This window comes from Mesorhizobium sp. C268A, from assembly GCF_040324475.1.
Lineage (GTDB): Bacteria > Pseudomonadota > Alphaproteobacteria > Rhizobiales > Rhizobiaceae > Mesorhizobium.
Genome location: NZ_JAMYVX010000001.1, coordinates 2,390,350 through 2,411,999, shown reverse-complemented (window position 1 = coordinate 2,411,999; position 21,650 = coordinate 2,390,350). Strand labels below are relative to the sequence as shown.

The window sequence follows — 21,650 nt, the reverse complement described above, 5'->3', positions numbered from 1 at the left end:
TCTGCTCAAAGTTGGAAGAGATCCGGCCGATCGGTGCCCCCAAGTTACACGGGCGGTCAACGCCGTCTTCAACATGCGGGGCAAGGCGCCGCAACGTTGCTGCTCGATCAGCAATCTGGCTGCGGCCTTCTCACCGCAATGAGGCCCTCTGCGACGTCAACGTTGCCGCTTCAGTCTGTGGTCACATGAGTTCCGAGAGAGTTCATCACAGCAGTAGTCGCGAGGCCGCTGCCGGCCCAGAGTTAAGTAGGCTTGTTGAACAGTTTTGCTTTCTCAGCGTCTCCGAAAAAGAGCGCAAGCCGCTTTGTCGAGGCGGCCGCAGCAGTGCTCCCCTCGCGCCACGCGCACCGGCTGCATGCAAGCTTGCGGGGCCTCAGCGCCAAACGAGTTTGCAAACCGCTATAGCGGCCCAGATGGAGAGGAGAGGCCGGTTATGACTCCTCGCTCGTAGTCGGATGCGTCTTGCGCGGACAGATCAGGACCCGTTGCGCTCCCACTTCACACCGGGACGTCGTCTGCTTTTGTGCGCAAGTGGCAATGAAACGCCGGCTTCCTGCGTTCAAGATTGCTGATTTGCGCAGAAGCGGCCCACTTTCGCTGCTACGTTCAAGGAGCGGGTACTAAGCAGCCCGATCAAGGTGGCGAGACGGCGGAACTGAAATGAACCATCTCCGAATAGGCGTGATTTATCCTTCCGACGGCATTCAGGACCGCGAGTTCTGGCAGTTCGCCCCACCTCACACGACGATGCATGTGACAAGGGTACCTTTTCCAGAACCGCCGGTTAACCTAGAGATGCTGCGGGCGCTCGTCGACGACGGCGACCTTGACCAAGCCGCGCAGGTCTTGCGGCCGATCAAGCCTGCCGCGATTGCTTATGCATGCACTTCGGTCAGCTTTGCGAGAGGGCACGCCGGTGATCGCTCAATCCTCGACAGAATCTCCCGGGGCGCCAACGCACCCGCGACATCAACCTCCAGCGCCCTTGTCGCTGCATGCCGCGCTTTAGGCGTGCGCAAGCTCGCGCTTGGTGCCCCTTATCCTTCAGACACCACCGCGCTGTTTGAGCGCTACCTGACAGAAGCCGGGCTGGAGCCGCTTTCGATCCGCAGCCTTGGACTGGAGGAAGGAATAGGCGAGCTCGAATCCGAGGCTATTGCTGACCTCGCCAGTGCGGCCGACGTTCCTCAAGCCGAAGCCATCGTCCTTGCCTGTACTGACCTCAAGACATACTCTGTAATCGCCGAGCTTGAGCGCGCGCTCGGCAAGCCCGTGATCACCGCCAACCAGGCGACCGTGTGGCACGCCTGTCGGATCGCTGGCTCCCGGGGGACTGACGGGGTCGGGCGTCTTTGGCGTGTCAACGCGATCGAAAAGCCTTTCGTGGTGTCAGAATAGCAAGAGCCCCCAAATGAACTTCGTCGAGCGGTCAAGCTCTTTCGTTTGGACCGATTGCTTCCTTGACGAAGAGGCATGGCAAGACCGTCGAGCGCATCCTGACCGACAATAATCAGCCTACAAAAGGCACCTGTTCCGAAAGGCGCTGGCCGACCGCGGCATCCGCCATAAGTGAACCCGCCCATACGCGCCCCGCACCCACGTCAAGGACGAGCGCTTCATCCAAACCTCACTATGGTAGATCTAGGCAGCTTCCTTCGAAAGCTCAGCAGGCCGGACCGCTGCCATGCCCAATGGCCGTGCGACTACTCGTCGGGAAGCTTCCCTCTCGCCTCGTGGACATCCTCTGTCAGAACGACATCTAGTGTGTCCGACCCGATTCCGTCGATCACGGTAGACAGCGAGAAAACGCCGATTTCCTGCGTTCGGAGGGGATAGTTCGCGAAAAGCAGCCGATTTATGATGCTACCTTCACGAAGCGGGCACTGAGTGGTCGGTACCAAGATTGGGCTGGAAAGCTCAAGAGGTGTCGAAGCGCGATTTGAGATCCGCATCACAAGGGGAACTGCCGCATCACTACAATTCATGCGAACGCACGAATATGAACGGCGTCCCACGGTGTCTGATGGGAACCAGCGCTGGAAAAAAGAAACGGAGGAATTACTATGGAAAGTGGAATCTCCTCAAAAAAGGAAGGGTCCCTTGAGACGTGCAATCCTGAGGGGAATTGCCGCACTCGGCATAACAGCGATGGCAATCGCCTCGTTTGCCGGGTCGGCTTCGGCGCAGTCGCTGCTGGATAAGATCAAGAACGGAGAGGCGGTCCGGATCGGCTTCTCCAACGAGGTTCCCTGGGCCTATCCTGGCGAAAACAATGAGCCGCTCGGCTTTGTCAATGCGATGACGATCGATATACTGAAGAAGCTGGGCACGACCAAGGTCGAGCCGGTCGTCACCGAATGGGGCTCGCTCATCCCCGGCCTGCAAGCTGGTCGCTTCGACATCATCACGGGCGGCATGTACATCCTGCCGGAGCGCTGTCGGAACGTGCTGTTCACCGAACCAATCGTGAAGGCCACCGACGCGCTGATTGTTCCGGCTGGCAATCCGGAAGGACTGCACTCCTATCAGGATGTACACGACAAGGGCCTCACCTTCGTCACCGGCGCGGGCTACAGCGAAATCGAGCTCATGCGCAAACTCGGCGTCCCCGACGACAAGATCATGCAGGTCGCCGGCCCGGCGGAAATCCTGCAGGCGGTGAAGGCCGGCCGCGCGGCAGCGGGTTCGGGCGCTTACTTCACTATGAAGGAGTTCACTGACAAAGACGACAGCGTCGAGCTGGTCCCGGCAGGTAACAGCTATTATTCGGGTCTCGCCTTCCTGCCCAACCAGCAGGCGGAGGTCGACGCCTTTAATGCCGTGCTGAAAGACTATATCGGTTCGGACGAGATGATGGCATCGGTCGGCAAATACGGCTACACCAAAGCCACCCTCCCGGACGGCACCACGGCCGCCGAGCTCTGCAAGCGTTGAAGCCAGGCCGGGAATTGCCATCCATGCGCCTCACCACCTCCCCGGCCCTGGCCGGGGAGCGCCCAGCGGGGGAAGGACATGAGCGACGTCGCGCTCGGCTTCAGCGTGGCGGCGCTCGCCAAGGGCGTCATGATCACCCTTGTCCTGGAACCTCGAGGCATCTGTGGTGGCGATAGCCTCCGCTCGAGTCTGAAAAACACCCGGCCGATCGGTGCTTCCAAGTTACGCGGGCGGTCAACGCCGGCTTCACATGCCGGGCGAGGCGCGGGTCGTTGCTGTTCGATCGGGCATTATGGAAGCGGCGTCGCCTATTCCGCACGGCCGGTGGGCTGCAGCCATCGTCTGCATGTCCTCGCGCGTGCTGCAGGCGAAGGTCTACGGGATCAAGGCGATCGGAGCGGACGCACGCAGCGCTGGCGGAATAAGGACGACGCTGGCGCAAAGGCAACGGTTTGGGGGCGAAAGAAGCGCTGATCGAAACTTCCACGTTCGATGACTCGCTGGTGATCGCCGGCCAAGAACGACCGGGCTGGAGGCTCGAGGACTAGCCGGATCTGGCGGGCATCCTATTTTTAGTACAGCTTTCCGGGGCGGCTCGACGGTGGGCGTTACGCTCGCCGCCAAGTTTAGCCCTGCCGATGGTTCGGCGACGGGATTCGCCTGGAAACCGACCCACCCATCCAGCGGGATCCGCCCTATTGGAGTCGCCCGGCCTAGCCTGAGAAGTAGGAAGACAAAAGTCTTCCCGACCATCATCACACCCGCGATCACGACGGCGTGGGCCGTCGCGGCCGACCCGGAAAAACCCTCTTCCAAGGGCTCGGAATATTCCGGCGTCGTCCCGTCTGTGCCTCAGTAAGGTTTCGACACCAGAGCTCAGATGCCGATGGCCTCGTAGGCTGCAGCAATCCTGCGAATGGACGTGACATAGGCTGCCGTCCGGTAGTCGCCGAGTTCCGGCTGTGTCTCAAGCAGATCGGCTATGTTCCCCCAAGCGCCGCGCATGACGTCCTCGAGGCCTGATCGTACCAGATCGATCTCGGCGCCGCCTTCGAGAAAATCGTCACGCATGTCGGCGGGAAACATATTGCCGGTCATGCGCTCAAGCGCTCTGGCGATCGCATGGTTGCGCCGTTCCCGACGCCGCCTCTCCATTAAGCCGAAGGGGATGTGGGTCAGATTCTTCACCCATTCGAAATAGCTCACCACCACACCGCCAGCGTTGACATAGAGGTCGGGGAGGATTGTAACGCCCCGGGAGCGCAGCATTTGATCGGCCTGGAAGGTGACCGGACCATTGGCGGCTTCAACGATGAGATGCGCCTTGATGCGTTCGGCGTTGTCAATGTGAATGGCGTTCTCCATCGCCGCGGGGATGAGGATGTCGCAAGCTTCCTCAATACCCCTCATGTCGCCGGCGAAAGATTCGGCACCGTCGAAGCCGAGAATGCTGCCAGTGCGCAGTTGATGCTGCTTGAGCGCCTCAACGGGAAGGCCTTCGGGGCTGGCAACATGTCCGTCGTGTTCGGCAACGACCGTGATCCGCGCGCCATGGTCCTCAGAGAGAAACTTGGCAGCGTGGTAGCCGACATTGCCAAACCCCTGAACGACAACGGACGCTCCTTTGAGTTCGCGTCGTCCCGCAATACCTGGCGTGCGTAGATCGCCGAGATAGCTTTGGATGGCGAACTGCACACCTCGACCGGTCGCTTCGGTGCGTCCCGCAATTCCGCCCTTTGAGAGCGGTTTTCCTGTAACGCAAGCGCGTGCATTGATGACATCAGTCGGATTGGCGCGACGGAACTCGTCGACCATCCAGGCCATCTCCCGCTCGCTCGTACCCACGTCCGGAGCCGGAACGTTGAGGCCAGGACCAATCAAGCCACGTTTATTGAGCTCCTGGGTGAAGCGGCGTGTGATGCGCTCAAGCTCCTGGATCGTCCACTCGCGCGGGTCGATCTTGAGTGCGCCTTTGGACCCACCAAAGGGCAGATCAACCAATGAGCATTTGAGCGTCATCAGTGCGGCAAGTGCCTCGACCTCCTCAGCGTCGGCATTGGGCGCATATCGAATGCCGCCCTTGACCGGCTCGCAGTGCTCACTGTGGACGGAGCGCCAGCCGACAAAGCTGTACATGCGGCCGCGCAATCTGACGCCGAAACGCACAGTGTAGGTTGAGTTGCATTGAACGATCCGCTCAGCAAGCCCCTCGGGAAGATGGAGGAACGACATGGCATGACGGAAGTTCTGGTCGACGCTCTGAAGAAAATTTGTGGTGGATGCTAGCACCGCTCACCTCCCAAGACTGTATTGCCCGCCGAAGCGCCGAAGCAGACTGACTGCTCACCATCACCCCTCGATGAGCATCGCCAACCTCCCATAGCGCAAGCAAAATGTCTTTTGCCCGGAGTCCATTCGCCCTTGGGAGCATCTCCACGGAATCTCGACAGGGTAAGCAATATAGTTGTGATCGCTGTGTAAATCCCCTGCGGATTGCTTCCTGTAGTCTCGTCCCTTTCGCCTTCATTTCTTACTCACTTTAAATACTGCCCAGTGAATCTCCACCTTCACAGTCCCCGTTCATTCAGATGTTTTGGCTCTCGCGGACAAGCTCATCCATACGAACAGCGCTTTCAGCGATCGCAACTATCTCTTCGGCCTCAGCCTTGGTTGTCACGAGCGGCGGGGCAAAGCCCAAGATATCCCCGTGCGGCATAGCGCGAGCGATAAGACCATGGTCGCGGGCTGCTTTCGAAATTCGCGCACAAACTTTAAGCGTCGGATCCAAACGCGTCTGCCTACTTCCCGCTCTCAGCGACTATCGTTGGCGAGAACGTTTATATAAGAGCGCAATCGAGTTTGTGGCCAACCGCCACAACCGGAAGACGGCGCTGACAGGATTGGCGCATTCTCACATGGCTATACCTACTCGGGTCACCCGATCGGGGCCGCCGCGGCCAACGCGGTTCTCGACATTCGCCCGGGGTTGCGCCCCAATAATGATGCGGGACGCCTGTGTGAACAATTTGCGGCAGCGGCAGGTCCATGTGGCCGTGATAGAAGCTCATGCCGGTCATCGAAGCAGAAATGACACAGCATCCGTGATACCCACGCTCCCGCGAGATGATCTTCTTCTTGTTCGGCTTGCCACGCAGGTTGTTGTAGTACCAGACGAGCTTGGCCTGTGTCTCGTTGGCATCCGAGCCGGACATGCCGTAGAAGACCTTGCTCATTTTGCCCGGCGCCATTCTCACGAGGCGATCGGACAGGATCGCGAGTTCGTCCGTCGTGTGCGCTGCATAGGAGTGATAGTAGGCGAGACGATAGGCCTGACGCGAAATCGCTTCGGCGACTTCGGCACGGCCGTAACCGACATTCACGCAATAGAGACCAGCGAAGCCGTCAATCAACTCGTTGCCATGCGCGTCCTGAATGCGGATGCCCTTCCCAGTCTCGACAATGGTAGGCTCGCCGAGCTTGCCCGTGGCGAAATCCTTGAGCTGCGTAAACGGATGCAGGACGCTGTTTCTGTCCTTTTCGCTAATTTCCCTGAGATTGATCATTGGCGCATCCTCTCACGCAGCGAGATTTCCAAAGCAGGTGTATTTTGGTTCCAGATACTCGGCGAGGCCGTGCCTTGAGCCTTCGCGGCCAAGTCCGGACTGTTTCCATCCGCCGAACGGGATGGGCGCTCCTGTAAATTTCGGGGTATTTACTGCAACCATGCCGTATTCGAGCCGGTCGGTGAGTCGCATCGCGCGGTTAAGGTCTCGGGTGTAAACATATGCCGCAAGGCCCATCTCCGAATTGTTGGCGCGTGCGAGCACTTCCGCTTCGTCGTCAAAGGCCAGGATTGCAGCCACAGGCCCAAAGGTCTCCTCCCTCGCGGCCCGCATGTCGTCGGTCACATCGGCGAGCACAGTCGGCGTCACGAAGTTCTCCCCGCGAAGGGTATCCTGTGCGCCGGCCACCATCCGAGCCCCGGCTGATAGAGCCTCGGAAATCTGCTGCCTGCATTTTTCGGCGCCAGATGCCTTCGTCATCGGACCGATGTCGACCCCTTCCACCAATCCGTGCCCGACTTTCAACTTGCCGGTGGCCTTGGCGAATTCCTCGACGAAAAGGTCATAGATCCGCCGCTGCACGTAGATCCTGTTTGCTGCCAGACAGTCCTGGCCAGATGTCGCGAATTTGGCTGCCATGCAGCCAGCTACCGCAGCGTCCATCGGCGCGTCGTCGAAAAGGATGAAAGGAGCATTGCCGCCAAGTTCGAGTGAGGCCTTCTTCACAGTCTTCGCGGATTGCTCAAGCAGGATTCGGCCGATTTCGGTCGAGCCCGTAAATGAAAACGCCCGAACGTCGGTATGCTCCAACAGCCGACTGGCAAGTTGCGGCGCTTCGCCCGTGATCACCTGAAACACGCCGGCCGGGAGCCCAGCGTCCTCGGAAAGGCGGGCAAGTGCAAGCGCCGACAAGGGAGTCTCTGGTGCCGGTTTTACAACCATGGCGCAGCCAGCGGCCAGCGCGGCTGCAGCCTTCCTGGTTATCATGGCCGATGGGAAGTTCCATGGAGTGATTGAAACGGTGACTCCGATAGGCTGCATCTGCACAGCAAGCCGGCTTCCGGCAAGATGGCTTGGAATGGTTTCGCCATAACCCCGCTCCCCCTCCGCCGCAAACCAGTCAAGAAAACCAGCGGCATATGAAATCTCGCCCTGGGCCTCGGCCAGTGGTTTACCCTGCTCGGCGGTCATGATGACGGCCAGGTCCTGCGCATGCTCGCGCATACCTGCTGCCCATTTCCGCAGGTATGCGCCACGTTCCAAGGGGAGCAGATCGCGCCATTGGAGGAATGCGGTTCTCGAAAAAGTGACCGCGTCGTTTACATCTGACTCTGAGCAGGCTGCTACTTGAGCTAGCTCTTCGCCAGTAGCAGGATCCACGACAGCGAGTGTTTGCTGCTTCGAGAGCCAAGCGCCATTCATATAAGCGCGCTTTTGCAGAAGGTCCGGCCGTTTGAGGCCCTCTAATGCGGCGGTTGCGATGCCCTTCATTTGTAATTCCACTTCGAGCGTCTTTGAGCCAAGTTACCGCCCCAAGAGCGCCGATTGGCAGCGCAGTTGCCCACCTCTTAGCCGCTCTTCTGCAAATACTGACATGCAATCGCGTTTTTCCTTCACTCGAGAGGAATTTGACTCAGTTCGGACGATCGGGTGCTGAAAGCGATTATTGAGAACGGTCGATGGCCCGTAAGGGCGGTTTGCGGAAATGCACGTCCACCTGTCCAGCCGATAGATGGGTAACACTTTGAACCGGATACATAGGTGACACTTCTCTCCCCCTATGCGTCCGCCGCAGCGCCAAGCGGATTGGTTGGCGCGGCGCTGCGGCGGGCAAGCTTCATGTGCCGTGTGTCGATGATGCCGAGCGGGTGGGCATGGAATGAGAGTGTCCATTGTCCGTCTTCGGTCTCCAACGCAGCGACCGGTTCGCCCGCCAGCGCTTGCGAGACATATATGAAGCCGCCATTCCATCGGATCTCGCCATTGTGGCGCACGCGGCGGACCGAGGCCTCGGCCGGATAGACGGGCTCGGGTGGTGTCCTGGGCATGGCGCGCTGTGAGGACCGGTAGTGCTGGGCGGGCGTATCCATGCCCAGCGCCTCATGGGGACGTTCCTCATTGTAGCTTTGGCGGAAGGTCTCGAAGGCCTGGCCCTGTGCCGTTCGGTCGGCTTCCGGTGCCTCGGCCATCGGCAGCATGGTCAGGTGAAAGCGCTCGTGACGTCCGTTCTGCTGTGGCCTGCCGGGTGCGATCCGCTCCAAGGTGATGCCGAGCTTGATGAAGCGCACGACAAGCGGCGTCAGCCCGGTGACGCCGGCCGATGCGAAGGGCGGGCCATTGTCGCTTCTGAAGCGATCCGGCAGGCCATGCTCTTCAAACAGCCGTTCGAACACCGGCCAGGCTTCGCTATCGGCCGTCGATCCCGTCGCTTCGAGCGCCAGGAGGTAGCGGCTCGACGCATCCATCACCGTCAAGGGTTCGCAACGCCAGCCGTCGCGGGTCCGGAACCAGCCCTTGTGATCGCCAGTCCACACCGCGTTCGGTTCTTGCGGCTGTGGCCAGGGTCCATTGCCGCAGGCCCGCAGGCGGGGTCGCTTGCGGGCGCGGACAAGCCCATGCCGCGCAAGGATCGCGCCGACCGTCGAGGCTGAAGGCCACATGAACTCGGGAGCCGTGCGCCTGAGCCGTGCCACGATCTTCTTTGGACCCCAAAGCGGATGCAGCTCCTTGGCCGCCACAATCCGCTCAACCAGATCCTGAGCTGTCGCCCGGCCATGATTGAGCGGGGCTCGCGGCAGGTCGTGCAAACCCTCAGGCCCAAACGTCCGATAGCGTCCTAGCCATTTGTAGCCGTTCTTGCGTGAGATCCCGTAGGCCGCACAAAGCGCAACCATCGTCTCATCCCCAGAAAGACACTCCACAACAAACCGTAGCCGCTCGTCCATGATGCCAGTCTCTCGCCAAACCATCGCCGGTCCTCCGGCGGACAAGAAAACTGTCACCCATGCTATCGGTCCATTCTGTTACCTATCTATCCGGTTCGGACACACCCGGCATTGCGGAATTTCGCTTGGTCGCCCCATTCACGGCCGGGACATTGGCATCGACTAAGACGATGAAGGTGTTTTGCCGCCAAGCTTTAGGCTGACCTTCTTGATCGGACGGCCGCGACGTCGCCAATCACCCTGAAAGAGCCGAACATAGACCGGCAGTGTAAGGCCGTATGTCCGACTCTGCGGACGAGGTGGCTCGCCCTACACTGCGCGTCCTAGGGTTTGTCGGGCGAGCCGGTTGTGTGCGTCAAGTTCTGCAAAATGGGGCAGCCATGATGCTGGTCATCATGCTGGTCATGCGGCTTGGCGCAGAGCGAGCTTCTTGTGCTCGCGCAGGTCGTCCATGTTGATGTATCGGTTGGCCTCCATCCAGTTTTCATTGGTCTCGACGGCCAAGGCCCTGACCAGGCGCAGGCAGCTTTCGGTGTTGGGGAAGATGCGCACGACATAGGTGCGCCGGCGGATTTCCTCGTTGAGCCGCTCCAGCATGTTGGTGGATTTGAGATGCTTATGGTGCTGTCTCGGCAGCCTGAAGAAGGTCAGGGTTTGTTCGATGGCATCCTCGGCCCAGCCTGTCAGGCGCGGATAGCGTGCCGACCATTTGGCAAGCCATGCGGCAAGATCAGCCCTGGCCTCTGCGAGATCGCGCCGGTCGTAGAGCCAGCGCAATTCCTGCAGGCAGTCGTCGCCGTGCTTCCTCGGCAGATGATCGAGCGCGTTCCTGAGGAAGTGCACGTAGCAGCGTTGCCAGGCGGCTTCGGGGATCACCTCGCCGATCGCTGCCACCAGGCCGGCGTGATCGTCGGACACGACCAACTCGACGCCCTTGAGGCCGCGCGCCTTGAGGCCGACGAGGAAGTCCCTCCAGGCCGAGCGGCTCTCGCGATTGGCCATCTCCACGGCCAGGATCTGCCGGCGCCCGTCCCAGTCGATACCGACCGCGATCAGCACCGCCTGGCTCATGACAACACCGGCTTCACGCACCTTCTCGTAGCGCGCATCGAGGATGAGGTAAGGAAACGGCTCTTGAAGGGGGCGCCTGGCAAAGGCAGCGAGGCTCTCGTCCAGCCGCTTGTTGATGGCCGAGATCGGCAACGGACGGCAACGACTTCCGATCAATGCTACCTAGCGGCTGTTTCCCGAGGCCATCGAGTAGCGCGCCTCCGATCCGGATTAGGCCAAGTTCCACGATCAGAAGTCGCTTCATAGCGGGCCGATCCTCTTGCGGGCCTCGGAGGTCGCCTTCGCCGGCGCCGATGACGCCGCCCAGCTCTATCAGCAGAGCTGCGCTAAAGTCGGCATCACGATGGAGATCAAGCGGGAGCCTACCGAATTCTTCACCGACTACACCCTGGTCTTTTTCTCGGGCTCAGCAGAAAATTCTGGCGTACCTTTTCCTATTCTTCGATTGGTATAGCTAATGAAACCTTGGTCCGATCCATTACGACCATTGTGCTGAAGCCTTTAATGTCAGGATTTTCGTAAAAAAACCGACGAGTAAATGCCTCATAGTCCACCATGTCACGCACGGAAATTATGAGAACGAAATCGGCTTCCCCTGTCACATAATATGCGCTCATGATCTCAGGCGTGCGCCGAATCGCTTGCTTGAACCTATCAATGATATCTGACCGGTCACGCTCAAGACTAATGGATACTAGCATGAGCATGGGTCGCCCGACGGCCCCAGGCGAAACTATAGCAACATCAGCCTCAATAACACCCTCATCACGAAGCCGCTTCAACCGTCGCTGACAAGCGGTAGCCGACAAACCAGCAAGCTCCCCCAATTCGTCCGTCGTTAGGCGATTATTGCGTTGCACCGCGATGAGAATCTTCCGATCAATTCGATCCAATTCCATTGACAATCTCTGCGGAATCTAACCTACACGCAGGAAACCTGCGCCCATGACGCCGTATTAGCCTGATCTAGCCGATGATGAAAGGCATAAAATGAGTGCATAGGCGAACTTCTCGAGTGAAGCCCGGAGTGCTTGAATGTCCCTCCGAGAACCTTGCCGGCCGCACGCTCGCCCTAAGCACAACGATGCTGGAAGGCAGCCCCATTCAAGTTGGGCGGAGTTGATTGAGCACTCTTAGTCCGCGACGACACGAACCCACGCGACCGGTATTTCCCTTGGACATCAGCCATAGGAGTTTCCAGCCATAAAAGGCTATGTGGGTGTTGCGAACGACCCGCTTCCTTCTCACGTATCGCAACCCCAAGCTGTCCGGGGCGGTCGACGCAGCTTTATCGTTAGGTTAGGCTGAGACCTTTCGCGCTACCATCCGTTCCTTTATTTATGTGGTCCCATGCTGTCTCTCCTCAACGTCATTCTAGTCTAGAGCCCTCTTCTGGGGAAGCAGGGTGTAGATCAGCGTGAGGAGGCGCCGGGCGGTGTCCTTGTCGACGATCGCCTCCGATGAGAGTTGCTCACTAAGCAGTGCAGCGGCGGCGTCGTGGATCGATCGCCGGCTCATGTCGATCGCATCGAGCCTCGATGGACCTGGCCAAGCGATGGCAACGACGTAGCCGTCGCAAATTCGGGAATATTCTTTGATCACGCGTCGGAGCGCAGCAAGAGCCAAACAGCGGCTTGCCACGTCCACGCCCTCGGCGGTGGTGATGTGCAGGTGCCAAACGGGCGTTTGACCGTGCGATGGCAAGGGGGTATGGGCCGCCGCTGTGTCCAACAGGGGCGAATGTATTGCTTCGATGAGGCAGAAGATCGCAATTGCCTGTTCATGCCTAATGCGTGCGTCGCTACCGGCGAAACCGGTGCCTAGCAAAATATCGCAAAGGCGGAAATCGCCAGTGGCCATAACACTACCCTCTCTCATATGCTCGTAACACCCAGGCGACCGCCGATCGAAGCCTGGCGAGGACCTTCTTGCGCCGCGGCGAGCCATGTCGAACAGCAGCGTGCTGAGGGTGCAACACGCGAAGCGCCGATCGATACCCGGCGCGGTCAAGTCGCTTGCCGACTTATCGAATACAGATCACCAGAGACGTTTGCCTTCCAGGCTTCGATGGTCGACTAGTCAGCGACGATGCCGGGTCTCAAAAACTGAGGGGTCGCGATCAAAGACCCTGGCGTGTCTTCTCCTCCGCGGCTAACGGCGCCGACGCCTATCCTCGGATTGACGTCAGGGATGCTCGCCGCGCCTGCACGCATGGACAGACCAGTTCCGTAACATGGTGCCACCCCGAACGTAAGCAGGTTTCGCGCTGAGAGGGGCGCTCGTTCGCATTCTCAACCGCGTCATCGACGTCTGTAGTTTCGCAGGTGAGTATATTGGCAAATTGGTCGCCACGCCGAGCTTCCTCCCACCGTCCGAGTAGCTCTTCGCATCCTTCTAACCGCTCCGTGCGCAGGATGAAGGGATGAAGGGGGATGTCAGCTGTATTGGTCCGTCTAAAGGGACAATTGTTGCTTTGCAACCATCCCATCCAAAGCCGGTGGAGAAGCGCTACTGAGGTGTTCTCACCGTCATGAGACTCATTTAGTCATTTCATGACTAACCGTATATCTGGATCTAACCGTCAGTGCCCCGTCGTGAAGGTCGCATCGTCGATGGACAGATTTACGCGAATCAATCTGGATTAAATGCAGGCGATCGGCATTATTATAGGTAACCTGCGCAAAAAAAGCGGCGGTGTTTTTCCGTGTTAGTGAGGCAGAACCCTCTACGGTGATTTTCGGATCGGCTAGACACGACCGCGAGCTGTTCAGGAGATCGAGCGGGCAGCGTTTGAGTCCGCGCTATGACCAATGGAGACATCTGACGCTGAAAAGCGGGCACGCACAGGTTATCCGGCCACAAATCCCGAACCCTTTCCGGTGTTCTTGCGAATTGCCAGCAACCGGCTTTTCTTAAGGGATTCGACGACCACATGCACATCGGCACCGAGTGTGCGCCCAAATGTCACGTACGAGCCCCCGCCCGTAGCGGTGGCTCGTTCAGTGCTAGGAGGTAAGATCCAGCCGCTAGTCTTTGACGAAAAGCTTCCTGGGTACCTTCGACAGGCACTCATTCCCATTAGGGGTGATGAGGACGGTTTCGGTGATTTCGAATCCAAAGTCGTCGTACCAGAAACCACTCATGAAGTGGAAAATCATGCCTGGCTGGAGCACGGTCCTGTCCCCTCGCCGCAAGCTCATCGTGTGTTCACCCCAATCTGGAGGGTAAGATAGCCCGACTGGATAGCCGGCTCGAGTAATCTTCTCCACCCCATATTTCTCAAGGACATTGAAGAATGCCACGGCCCAGTCCTCGCAAGTTGCGCCTGGCTTCGCAGCCTCGAGGCCTGCTTCCATTCCCTCCAGTGTGACCTTCTCCGCATCCAAGAAGTGTTGTGGCACTTTGCCAAGGCAATATGTCCGACAGAGCGGGACATGATAGCGCTTGTAGACGCCAGCAATTTCGAAATAGATTCCTTCGTTGTTGCGAAGAGGCTGATCGTCCCACGTGAAATGGCACGCGGATAAATCGGTGCCTGATGGAAGCATAGGTACGATGGATGGGTAGTCCCCTCCAAAATCGTGTGTTCCGCGAATCGCAGCATCGTAAATGTCTGCAACGAGGTCACACTTGCGCATACCCGGTTCAATCTTTTCCAATATGCGCTCATGCATCAGTGTCACGATCTGTCCCGCCTTGCGCATGTACTGGAGTTCCTGGGGACTCTTGATCGCTCTCTGCCAGTTCACCAGCACCGTCGCATCGATGAATTTGGCGCTCGGCAGCCCTGCGACCAAAGTTTCAAAGGCGGTCGCGGACAGATAGTAATTGTCCTTCTCAAGGCCGATGACGCCCTTGTCGAGATTGCGGTCGACAAGCACTTTGCAAAGATCTTCCATCGGATGACAAATAGGCGTCTGGACGTATTTGTCCGCATAGCTGACGACATTTTCGTCCGAAAAATAGACCGTGCGCTTAGCGCCAAATTCATCTGAAGAACGAACCCACACTATGGGGTCCCCCTCTGGGGGAACGATGACCGCTTGGTGGTTGTAGAAGGACCAACCATCATAGCCGGTCAGCCAAGCCATGTTCGCAGGTTCGCTAAGGATGAGGATGTCAATACCGCGTTTCTGCATCTCAGAACGAGTTTTGCTAAGCCGCGTTCGATATTCTTCCAGGCTGAAATTCAATTTTGTGGCGACCATTGTTGGCTCCCGGGATTCCGGCGGACGTTAAAAACGGGCACGGCGCCCATGGCGTGAATTTAGCAGAGTCAGATCAGGGGCGTGCGATGCTGTCTATTATAAGAGAGTCGGCTGTCGCCGAAGTACTCTCGCCATGCGCCCGCGACGCCGAAGTACGCGGAAGCGCGTTCAACAGTTCGTCTCGCGTCAGCCAAACGAGTTGCGCAGGCAAGTGCAGGTCTGATCCGTGTGGCTCTCCATGAAGATAGCCGTAGCGGTCGACTATGCTTTCTTCGATGTTCCAGCCTGCAATCAGCGTGCAATGCGACCAATAAAGGTAGAAGTCCGCGGCCTCTAAAGTCCCCCGCAGGTCGCCATGACACGCGACCAGCCCCGGGATTTGCGAACCAGGCTCTGAGCGGTTCAAGGTGCTCAGCAAGATCTGTGTTGGATAGATAGTCTAAACGCATTGCCTGGGCATGCGCTACTTTTCCTTCCCGATCCCGCCCGACGATCCAAAAGGCCTGTCCAGGTGCAAGATCAGAGCAGTCAGGACGAAAGCAGATTGGTGACTTCCCGGGTAGTCCGCTGGTAGTCCTAACATACTCCTGGAAATCGTTGCCATCGTGATATGGACTTACGTCCCAGTTTGTCTGCTGCACAGATGTACTTCGAAACCTCGAGCGTGATCACGTTGCTCGCTCTGCATGCCGATGCATCGTGCTCAGTGCTGAACCTGCATTCTTCTAGAGTTTCCGAGCAAGAACCGATACTACGGCATCTGGTAGTTGACGATTGCCGCAGGCGCGCTGCGCTTGCCAGTTGGCGAATGGATTATAACGTCCATCGCCCTCATTCGCGGCTCGGGTGGCAGACACCCTTCGAGTTCGCCAACGACTTCAGCCGCCGCGACGGGACACGGCGCTACGCACCATGATCGGCTTCGCGCCTTTGCCCGTCGCTCAACCCGCCCCACAGGGCAAGACCGACCGCCTGAGCGGATTTCGGGTTGGATAAAAGTTGGGGGGCAACGTCAGCGGCAATCAACGACACGCCTCGCAACGCCTGATAGGCTTCGAGGACGTCCAAGACTTGACAGTCTCCGAGATCAGATCGGTCAGACGCTTCAAGCGCAATTCGGCATTCTCGATCGCCTGGCAGTATTCCTTGAGCACGATAAAGGGTGCCGCATGCTCAAACTTCAGAGTCGATATCCACCGCATATGCGCCAGCGACCAGGATGAGCGGCCCGAATAGATGCGGCCATGTCGAAGTAGGAACGACTGAAGCTGCTGACGCGACCGCTTTTGAGCCTCCTGTGCAGCCTCTCGAGCCCGCACGAGATCGCGCATGGCTTCGTGTCCGCAGTCTGGTACCCAGACAGCCGTCAGCTCACCTGCACGATGTAGCCTTGCCAGGCTGACCGCGTCGCGCGGTTCGTCTTCACTCGAGTACAGGGCGCTTTGGTATCAGGGATGGTGCGACCACCACGCAGTCGCGACCCATGTCGGTAAGCTGACGGTAAAGCTCGTAACCTGTCGGACCGGCCTCATAGCAGAAGTGGAGGACAGCTCCTCGCTTCGCCAATTTCTCGACGATGTTCGCCACCGAGGTCGGTCCGAGGCAATGTCCTCATAAAAAAGCTTACTTCACCGCCGCGCTCACCGCGATGCCAGTTGAAGAGCATGTTGGCGTTCATGTTATGTCGGCGCGCATGAAGCACCTGCACGTCGATTGGCTTGTCGCCTCGTCCGGGGAAGAGCCAGTCCTCCGGGCGTTGTAGCTCCGTAAGATCCCGAGCAGCTGCGGCGACAGGATGACCGTGCGATCCTTGGCGCCCTTGCCGTGGCGGACCTCAATCCATCATCCGGCCGCTGTCGATATCCGCCACCTTGAGGCTCACCACCTCCGAGGCGCGCAACCCCGCGGCATAGGGTGGTCAGTGCAGTGTGCCTTCAACGATAGCACCGCTTCCAGAAAGCGCACCACCTCGTCGGCGCTCAGGATCACCGGCAACTTGCGCCGCGTACGCGCATAGACGATGCGCTCCGCGTCACGCGAAAACGCAACGCACAGACCGTCTCGTTCAGCGCTGGCCAGGAAATGCCCCTGCGACACCAGATACTTGGAACGAATGGAATCCTCCAGCCCAACCGATCCGGCGGGTCCCGCAAGTTCATGTCGTCGATCATGCGACGGCGCACGGGCACATAACCCAATCTACTACACTTGACCACGAATAGTCTTAAGAAGTTCACGTCGTCGCCCGGTCCACCGGCCGCCGTGAACGAGGACCCTCCACAGTACGTGAGTAATTCGCCGGATTTCCGCGAGTTTCAAAGAATTATGCCGAATTCCTGCGGTGGAAAAGGGTCTTTCGCGCAAACAGCCCATCTGCCGCTGCTAGGTTCTATCAACTCCGGGGGTGTCCCATCGCATAGCGCCCACCGGACCCATGTCTGCGGTTGCCAATTCGCAATAGATGCTGTGAACAAGGAGATTTCCACTATGAACAAGAAATTCGCGCCTGGGAACGACGCAAGCATCGCAATTTTCGAGCGCCTCGAGTCCGAGGTGCGGGGCTACATCCGGTCCTTTCCAATCCTCTTTGATCGCGCGGTTGGCACTACCCTCATAGGTGCAGACGGGCGTGAATATCTTGATTTTTTCGCCGGGGCAGGCGCCCTTAATTACGGCCATAATAACCCCGCCTTCAGGAAGCCGTTGCTGGATTACATCGAGCGCGACGGCATCGTGCACGGGCTTGACCTTGCCACGAGTGCCAAGAAGGCATTTATCGAAGCTTTTGAGCAGTATATTCTGAAGCCGCGTGGTCTGTCTTACAAATTGCAGTTCACGGGTCCCACAGGTACGAATGCGGTCGAGGCGGCGCTGAAGCTGGCGCGCCTAGTAACCGGGAGGGCGAATATCGTCGCATTTACCAATGCGTTCCATGGCGTTAGCGCTGGATCGTTGGCTGCGACTGGAAACAAGAAGTACCGCAGTGCTGCAGGTTTCCCGGTCGCGCACGTGACGTTTTTACCTTACGATGGATACCTTGGCGCTTCCGTTGACACGCTCGATTACTTCGAGAAGCTGCTGAACGATCCAAGCAGTGGCCTCGATAAGCCTGCCGCGGTGATTCTGGAGGCAGTTCAAGGGGAAGGGGGCATCAATCCTGCAAGCTTCAAATGGCTGAAAAGGCTGCGTGACCTCACCGCAAAACATGGGATCCTGATGATCCTCGATGACATCCAGGCAGGTATCGGCCGCACGGGACAATTCTTCAGTTTTGAAGCTGCCAAGATTGTTCCTGACATTGTGACTTTGTCAAAGTCCTTGTCGGCAATCGGAACGCCGATGTCGCTGGTTCTTTTGAAGCCCGAACTGGATATTTGGTCGCCTGGCGCGCACAGCGGTACGTTCAGAGGCAACAACCTTGCTTTCGTCACTGCGCGCGCGGCTCTTGAGACCTATTGGGCCGACTCCAAATTCGAGGAGGAAATCGCTCGCAAGTCCGCGATCCTAGCAGAGGAACTCAAGTCAATCGCAAAGGATTTCGCCAGCCTTGGCCTGACTGTAAGGGGTCGCGGACTGATGTATGGTCTTGTACCACAAAAGCATCATTCATTGGCGGTCCAAATCGCCCAGGAAGCTCTTCGTCGCGGCTTGGTGATCGAGACCTGTGGCGGGCGGAGCGAGGTACTCAAGTTCCTTGTCGCTCTCACTATCACTGAGGCTGACCTGCGCCGTGGTCTGTCAATCATTCGCGATAGCATCAGCGCGGTGCAGGACAGCATGGAGAAAAATCCCGCCGAAACGACCACCGAACTTGAGGTTAATGCGTAGCAGCGTGTTGCTGATGGACATTGGGTCTAGTTGAAGCATCGACCAACGTGGCACGAGGCATGGTAATGAGAGCGACGACCGACGGAATGATCGGCCTGATGGCGGGCGATCACGTTAATATCTACGTCAGCGGGAAGCTTCGGCCTGCCCACGCGTCGGCCCGGATCCCGGTCGTGAACCCGGCGGATGAGCAGGAATTTGCGACAATACCTGATGGCGACGAGGACGACGTTTCTGCCGTGGTGGACGCCGCGCGAGAGGCGTTCAGGAATTCCGGTTGGCCGCAGTTACCGCCATCGGAGCGAGCCAATTATTTGCGTAGACTTGCCGCTGCAATCGACGACCGCGCTGAGCAACTCGGTGCAATTGTCACTGCGCAGATCGGCATGCCCCTGGCAAGTTCGGTACAGTCGAACGGCAACGGCACATCGAAATACTATCGTTATTACGCTGAACTCGCTGATCAGCTTGAGGTCGAATCCGAGCGTATCGGACATGGTTTGCGCACGATTATTCGGAGGGAGCCGGTAGGTGTTGCCGCATTGATTGTGCCGTGGAACGGGCCCCAAGGAGCAATAGCGTGGAAGCTTGCACCGGCGCTGGCTGCCGGATGCACGACAATTATCAAGCCGTCACCAGAGGCTTCACTGGACTCGTACCTGCTTACAGAAGCCCTGGATGAGTCAGGAATTCCGCCGGGTGTTGTGAATATCGTTTTCGGTGGGCGCGAAACAGGTGCACTGCTCGCGTCGCATCTGGGGGTCGACAAGGTGTCGTTCACGGGGTCGACTCATGCAGGGCAACTGGTTGCACGAGCCTGTGCTGGTCGTTTCGCTCGCTTCACGCTCGAGCTTGGTGGTAAGTCTGGGGCACTGCTGCTGGACGATGCCGATCTCGACACGTTTCTTCCATTGGTAGCGCCCGCGTGTATACCGTTCAGCGGTCAGATTTGTCACGCCCTGACCCGCGTGCTTGCTCCACGCGCACGCTACGACGAAGTCGTCGAGGGGATTGCAAGCAAGATGGCCGGTCTCGTCGTGGGCCACCCGCTTGATCCCGCGACGCAGGTAGGACCACTGGTGGCGAAGCGGCAGCGTGATCGCGTCGAGGAGTACATCGCGTCTGGGCGCGAACAAGGTGCGAAGGTCGTGACCGGTGGTGGCCGGCCGGAGGGTCTGGACGTCGGGTACTATATCCAGCCGACAGTCTTCCGCGACGTCGACAGCTCGATGCGGATCGCCCAAGAGGAGATCTTCGGGCCCGTGGTATCAGTGATCCCATACGAAAAGGAAGAGGAGGCGCTCGCGATCTGCAACGGCACGGCATACGGCCTTGGCGGAGCGGTGTTCACGTCCGACCTCGAGCGAGGCATGGCAATTGCGCGCAGGGTGGAGGCCGGCGTCGTCGGGATCAACCGTTACACGCTTCACATCGACGCGCCATTTGGCGGTGTCAAAGGAAGCGGCCTTGGCCGCGAACTTGGGCCAGAGGGATTGGCGGCATTTCTTGAGACCAAATCAATTTTCCCGCCACAATAGTAAAGATGCGGTGCAGCGAGGACCTACCGAGGGTGCGTTTGGCATCTGACTTGCGTCCAACAAGGCGGGGAGCGAGCGGTCCTGCCTTGGAGTCGGGAGAGCTCAACCGCTTGGATCGTTCAACCACTCGCAGAAATCATGCGTCATACATGGATTTCCGCAGGAATAATGCGACATGATGCGGATTAAAGTTCGGGATTCTCAGCGTAGGCGGGATATAATGACATTAACGCAACAGATTTGGTTGGCGCAGCCTTGCCAACTGTTCCGTTCAGGTTCCTGTTCGCCTAGCATCATCGGACGTAGGTCATATGGCACTGGTCGTCCGGCAATTTGACGAGCCCTAACGACTATGAACAGCAGTTTGCTTCCGTTGAGCGCAATCCGGGAAGAGTTTCCCGCTACGCAAAAGCTCGTCTACATGGACGTTGCGAATCAGGGCCTGATCTCGCGAACCACAAGAGTATCCTTCGAGCAGCATCTCGACAACAGACTGCGTGGTGAAAACGATGAGTTGAGTCAGTTAGAGGGCATCGAAAAGACTCGCGCCCGGTTTGCCCAATTGATCGGAGCGGACCAAGATGAAATAGCTATCACAAAGAACGCGTCAGAGAGCATCAATATAATCGCTAATGCCATCAACTGGCGTCCTGGAGATAGCGTAGTACTGTGCCCTCAACTAGAGCATGCGAACAACATTTTACCATGGCTTCAGGTCAAGGCCATACATAATGTTCAGCTGAAAGTCGTGGAACCGCATTACGGCGCGTTTCCAGTCGAGAAGATTATCAATGCCCTCGATTCCAGTACACGTGTTGTGGCCCTTTCAACGGCTACGATGGTTCCTGGTTTTCGCACGGCGACGGAGCAAATCGCGCAGGCCTGCAGGCGTCGAGGCTCGTTCCTTCTGGCGGATGGAACCCAGTCCGTGGGGATACTCCACACCAACGTTGCTCAACTGGGCTTGGATGGTTTAGCGGTCTCGACCGTGAAGGGCTTGATGGGCCTTTATGGATCGGGGTTTCTGTTCTGTCGTCGCGAGTGGGCCGATCAGTTCAATCCAGCCTATCTTGCTCGGTTCAGCGTTGATCTCGGAAACGCACCGGAGTCAGCACCCATTCTCAGCGCCGCCAAGCTGCGAGCTGGCGCCCCGCGTTTTGACATTGGCCACTACAATTTCCCGGGCATGATCGCCGCATACGCCTCTATGGGGCAATTGCTGGAGATCGGTACTGAAGCAATAGACAGCCACGTCACATCTTTGGCAAAGCGATTGGCTTTGGGACTCTTGCAATTGGGGTTGCCTGTCTGTGGCGGGCCGCCTGGCAAGCAGACAGGGAGTATCGTAGCAGTTGGTGATATGGCTATGCTCTCCGGTGACCGGGAGCCGGCCCCCTATATTCAAGCCCTACAGAGCCATCTTAATGACCATAAAGTTATTGCCTCAAAGCGTCGAGGGCTGCTCAGATTCTCGCTCCATCTTTATAACTCCGAGGCCGAAGTTGATCACGTTATTGACCTTATCAAGAGTTGGCGGAGTTAATGACGACCCGAGGTGCATGT

Annotated in this window: 13 protein-coding genes and 5 pseudogenes; 7 read left to right on the top strand and 11 right to left on the bottom strand. The window is 58.2% G+C overall.

The features are described 5' to 3' along the window. Window positions 1-660 precede the first annotated feature (660 nt). Both NKL06_RS11670 and ehuB read left to right on the top strand, forming a co-directional pair. Window positions 661-1,398: a maleate cis-trans isomerase family protein gene (locus NKL06_RS11670; protein WP_050587179.1), complete on the top strand. Its 738-nt coding sequence runs from the start codon at window positions 661-663 to the stop codon at window positions 1,396-1,398. A gap of 489 nt (window positions 1,399-1,887) precedes the next feature. Next, window positions 1,888-2,934, top strand: coding sequence for an ectoine/hydroxyectoine ABC transporter substrate-binding protein EhuB (ehuB, locus tag NKL06_RS11665; RefSeq protein ID WP_352580298.1), 1,047 nt, complete (start codon window positions 1,888-1,890; stop codon window positions 2,932-2,934). A gap of 876 nt (window positions 2,935-3,810) precedes the next feature. On the opposite strand, the gene NKL06_RS11660 is transcribed toward ehuB, so the two are convergent. The 6 genes and pseudogenes from NKL06_RS11660 to NKL06_RS11630 form a co-directional block, all read right to left on the bottom strand. Continuing rightward, window positions 3,811-5,166 (bottom strand): Glu/Leu/Phe/Val family dehydrogenase, encoded by a 1,356-nt coding sequence (locus NKL06_RS11660; protein ID WP_023694936.1) that lies wholly within the window; start codon window positions 5,164-5,166, stop codon window positions 3,811-3,813. Between the two features lie 352 nt (window positions 5,167-5,518). After that, window positions 5,519-5,728: pseudogene (locus NKL06_RS11655) on the bottom strand (aspartate aminotransferase family protein); the annotation flags it as partial. Window positions 5,729-5,882: 154 nt separating this feature from the next. Continuing rightward, a pseudogene (locus NKL06_RS11645) lies at window positions 5,883-6,497 on the bottom strand (aminotransferase class III-fold pyridoxal phosphate-dependent enzyme); the annotation flags it as partial. A gap of 12 nt (window positions 6,498-6,509) precedes the next feature. Then, window positions 6,510-7,988, bottom strand: a complete 1,479-nt coding sequence (locus NKL06_RS11640) for an NAD-dependent succinate-semialdehyde dehydrogenase (protein ID WP_023694933.1) — start codon at window positions 7,986-7,988, stop codon at window positions 6,510-6,512. Between the two features lie 287 nt (window positions 7,989-8,275). Next, window positions 8,276-9,466, bottom strand: coding sequence for an integrase core domain-containing protein (locus tag NKL06_RS11635; protein ID WP_286439223.1), 1,191 nt, complete (start codon window positions 9,464-9,466; stop codon window positions 8,276-8,278). Between the two features lie 378 nt (window positions 9,467-9,844). Then, window positions 9,845-10,669 (bottom strand): IS256 family transposase, encoded by an 825-nt coding sequence (locus NKL06_RS11630; RefSeq protein ID WP_502903741.1) that lies wholly within the window; start codon window positions 10,667-10,669, stop codon window positions 9,845-9,847. A 37-nt stretch (window positions 10,670-10,706) separates the two neighbouring features. On the opposite strand from NKL06_RS11630, the pseudogene NKL06_RS11625 reads away from it, so the two are divergent. Further along, a pseudogene (locus tag NKL06_RS11625) lies at window positions 10,707-10,877 on the top strand (ABC transporter substrate-binding protein); the annotation flags it as partial. Window positions 10,878-10,947: 70 nt separating this feature from the next. Here the strand turns inward: NKL06_RS11625 and NKL06_RS11620 are convergent. The 3 genes from NKL06_RS11620 to doeA all read right to left on the bottom strand — a co-directional run bounded on the left by NKL06_RS11620 (window position 10,948) and on the right by doeA (window position 14,721). Continuing rightward, the gene (locus NKL06_RS11620; RefSeq protein ID WP_023695034.1) at window positions 10,948-11,412 is read right to left on the bottom strand and encodes an Lrp/AsnC family transcriptional regulator; all 465 of its coding nucleotides are present in this window, start codon (window positions 11,410-11,412) and stop codon (window positions 10,948-10,950) included. Window positions 11,413-11,887: 475 nt separating this feature from the next. Next, on the bottom strand, window positions 11,888-12,373 hold the full coding sequence (locus tag NKL06_RS11615) for a UPF0262 family protein (protein WP_198027125.1): 486 nt from the start codon (window positions 12,371-12,373) through the stop codon (window positions 11,888-11,890). Window positions 12,374-13,539: 1,166 nt separating this feature from the next. Beyond that, window positions 13,540-14,721 carry an ectoine hydrolase DoeA gene (doeA, locus tag NKL06_RS11610; RefSeq protein WP_352580293.1) on the bottom strand — a complete coding sequence of 394 codons (1,182 nt, stop codon included), beginning with the start codon at window positions 14,719-14,721 and terminating at the stop codon, window positions 13,540-13,542. A 610-nt stretch (window positions 14,722-15,331) separates the two neighbouring features. On the opposite strand from doeA, the gene NKL06_RS32740 reads away from it, so the two are divergent. Then, window positions 15,332-15,637, top strand: coding sequence for an integrase core domain-containing protein (locus NKL06_RS32740; RefSeq protein WP_084567768.1), 306 nt, complete (start codon window positions 15,332-15,334; stop codon window positions 15,635-15,637). A 98-nt stretch (window positions 15,638-15,735) separates the two neighbouring features. Here the strand turns inward: NKL06_RS32740 and NKL06_RS11600 are convergent. Further along, window positions 15,736-16,366, bottom strand: a pseudogene (locus NKL06_RS11600) (IS110 family transposase); the annotation flags it as partial. A gap of 45 nt (window positions 16,367-16,411) precedes the next feature. Beyond that, a pseudogene (locus NKL06_RS11595) lies at window positions 16,412-16,892 on the bottom strand (tyrosine-type recombinase/integrase); the annotation flags it as partial. 316 nt (window positions 16,893-17,208) lie between these two features. On the opposite strand from NKL06_RS11595, the gene ectB reads away from it, so the two are divergent. The 3 genes from ectB to NKL06_RS11580 all read left to right on the top strand — a co-directional run bounded on the left by ectB (window position 17,209) and on the right by NKL06_RS11580 (window position 21,630). Further along, window positions 17,209-18,549 (top strand): diaminobutyrate--2-oxoglutarate transaminase, encoded by a 1,341-nt coding sequence (gene ectB, locus NKL06_RS11590; protein WP_352580296.1) that lies wholly within the window; start codon window positions 17,209-17,211, stop codon window positions 18,547-18,549. Between the two features lie 65 nt (window positions 18,550-18,614). Next, window positions 18,615-20,087: an aldehyde dehydrogenase gene (locus NKL06_RS11585; RefSeq protein WP_245267203.1), complete on the top strand. Its 1,473-nt coding sequence runs from the start codon at window positions 18,615-18,617 to the stop codon at window positions 20,085-20,087. Window positions 20,088-20,439: 352 nt separating this feature from the next. Continuing rightward, the gene (locus NKL06_RS11580; RefSeq protein WP_023695025.1) at window positions 20,440-21,630 is read left to right on the top strand and encodes an aminotransferase class V-fold PLP-dependent enzyme; all 1,191 of its coding nucleotides are present in this window, start codon (window positions 20,440-20,442) and stop codon (window positions 21,628-21,630) included. The last annotated feature ends 20 nt before the right edge of the window (window positions 21,631-21,650 follow it).

Coding starts and splice junctions, on each gene's coding strand:
- NKL06_RS11670 (WP_050587179.1), top strand. CDS start 661: ATGAACCATCTCCGAATAGGCGTGATTTATCCTTCCGACGGCATTCAG.
- NKL06_RS11660 (WP_023694936.1), bottom strand. CDS start 5,166: ATGTCGTTCCTCCATCTTCCCGAGGGGCTTGCTGAGCGGATCGTTCAA.
- NKL06_RS11640 (WP_023694933.1), bottom strand. CDS start 7,988: ATGAAGGGCATCGCAACCGCCGCATTAGAGGGCCTCAAACGGCCGGAC.
- NKL06_RS11635 (WP_286439223.1), bottom strand. CDS start 9,466: ATGGTTTGGCGAGAGACTGGCATCATGGACGAGCGGCTACGGTTTGTT.
- NKL06_RS11620 (WP_023695034.1), bottom strand. CDS start 11,412: ATGGAATTGGATCGAATTGATCGGAAGATTCTCATCGCGGTGCAACGC.
- NKL06_RS11615 (WP_198027125.1), bottom strand. CDS start 12,373: ATGGCCACTGGCGATTTCCGCCTTTGCGATATTTTGCTAGGCACCGGT.
- doeA (WP_352580293.1), bottom strand. CDS start 14,721: ATGGTCGCCACAAAATTGAATTTCAGCCTGGAAGAATATCGAACGCGG.
- NKL06_RS32740 (WP_084567768.1), top strand. CDS start 15,332: ATGGACTTACGTCCCAGTTTGTCTGCTGCACAGATGTACTTCGAAACC.
- ectB (WP_352580296.1), top strand. CDS start 17,209: ATGAACAAGAAATTCGCGCCTGGGAACGACGCAAGCATCGCAATTTTC.
- NKL06_RS11585 (WP_245267203.1), top strand. CDS start 18,615: ATGAGAGCGACGACCGACGGAATGATCGGCCTGATGGCGGGCGATCAC.
- NKL06_RS11580 (WP_023695025.1), top strand. CDS start 20,440: ATGAACAGCAGTTTGCTTCCGTTGAGCGCAATCCGGGAAGAGTTTCCC.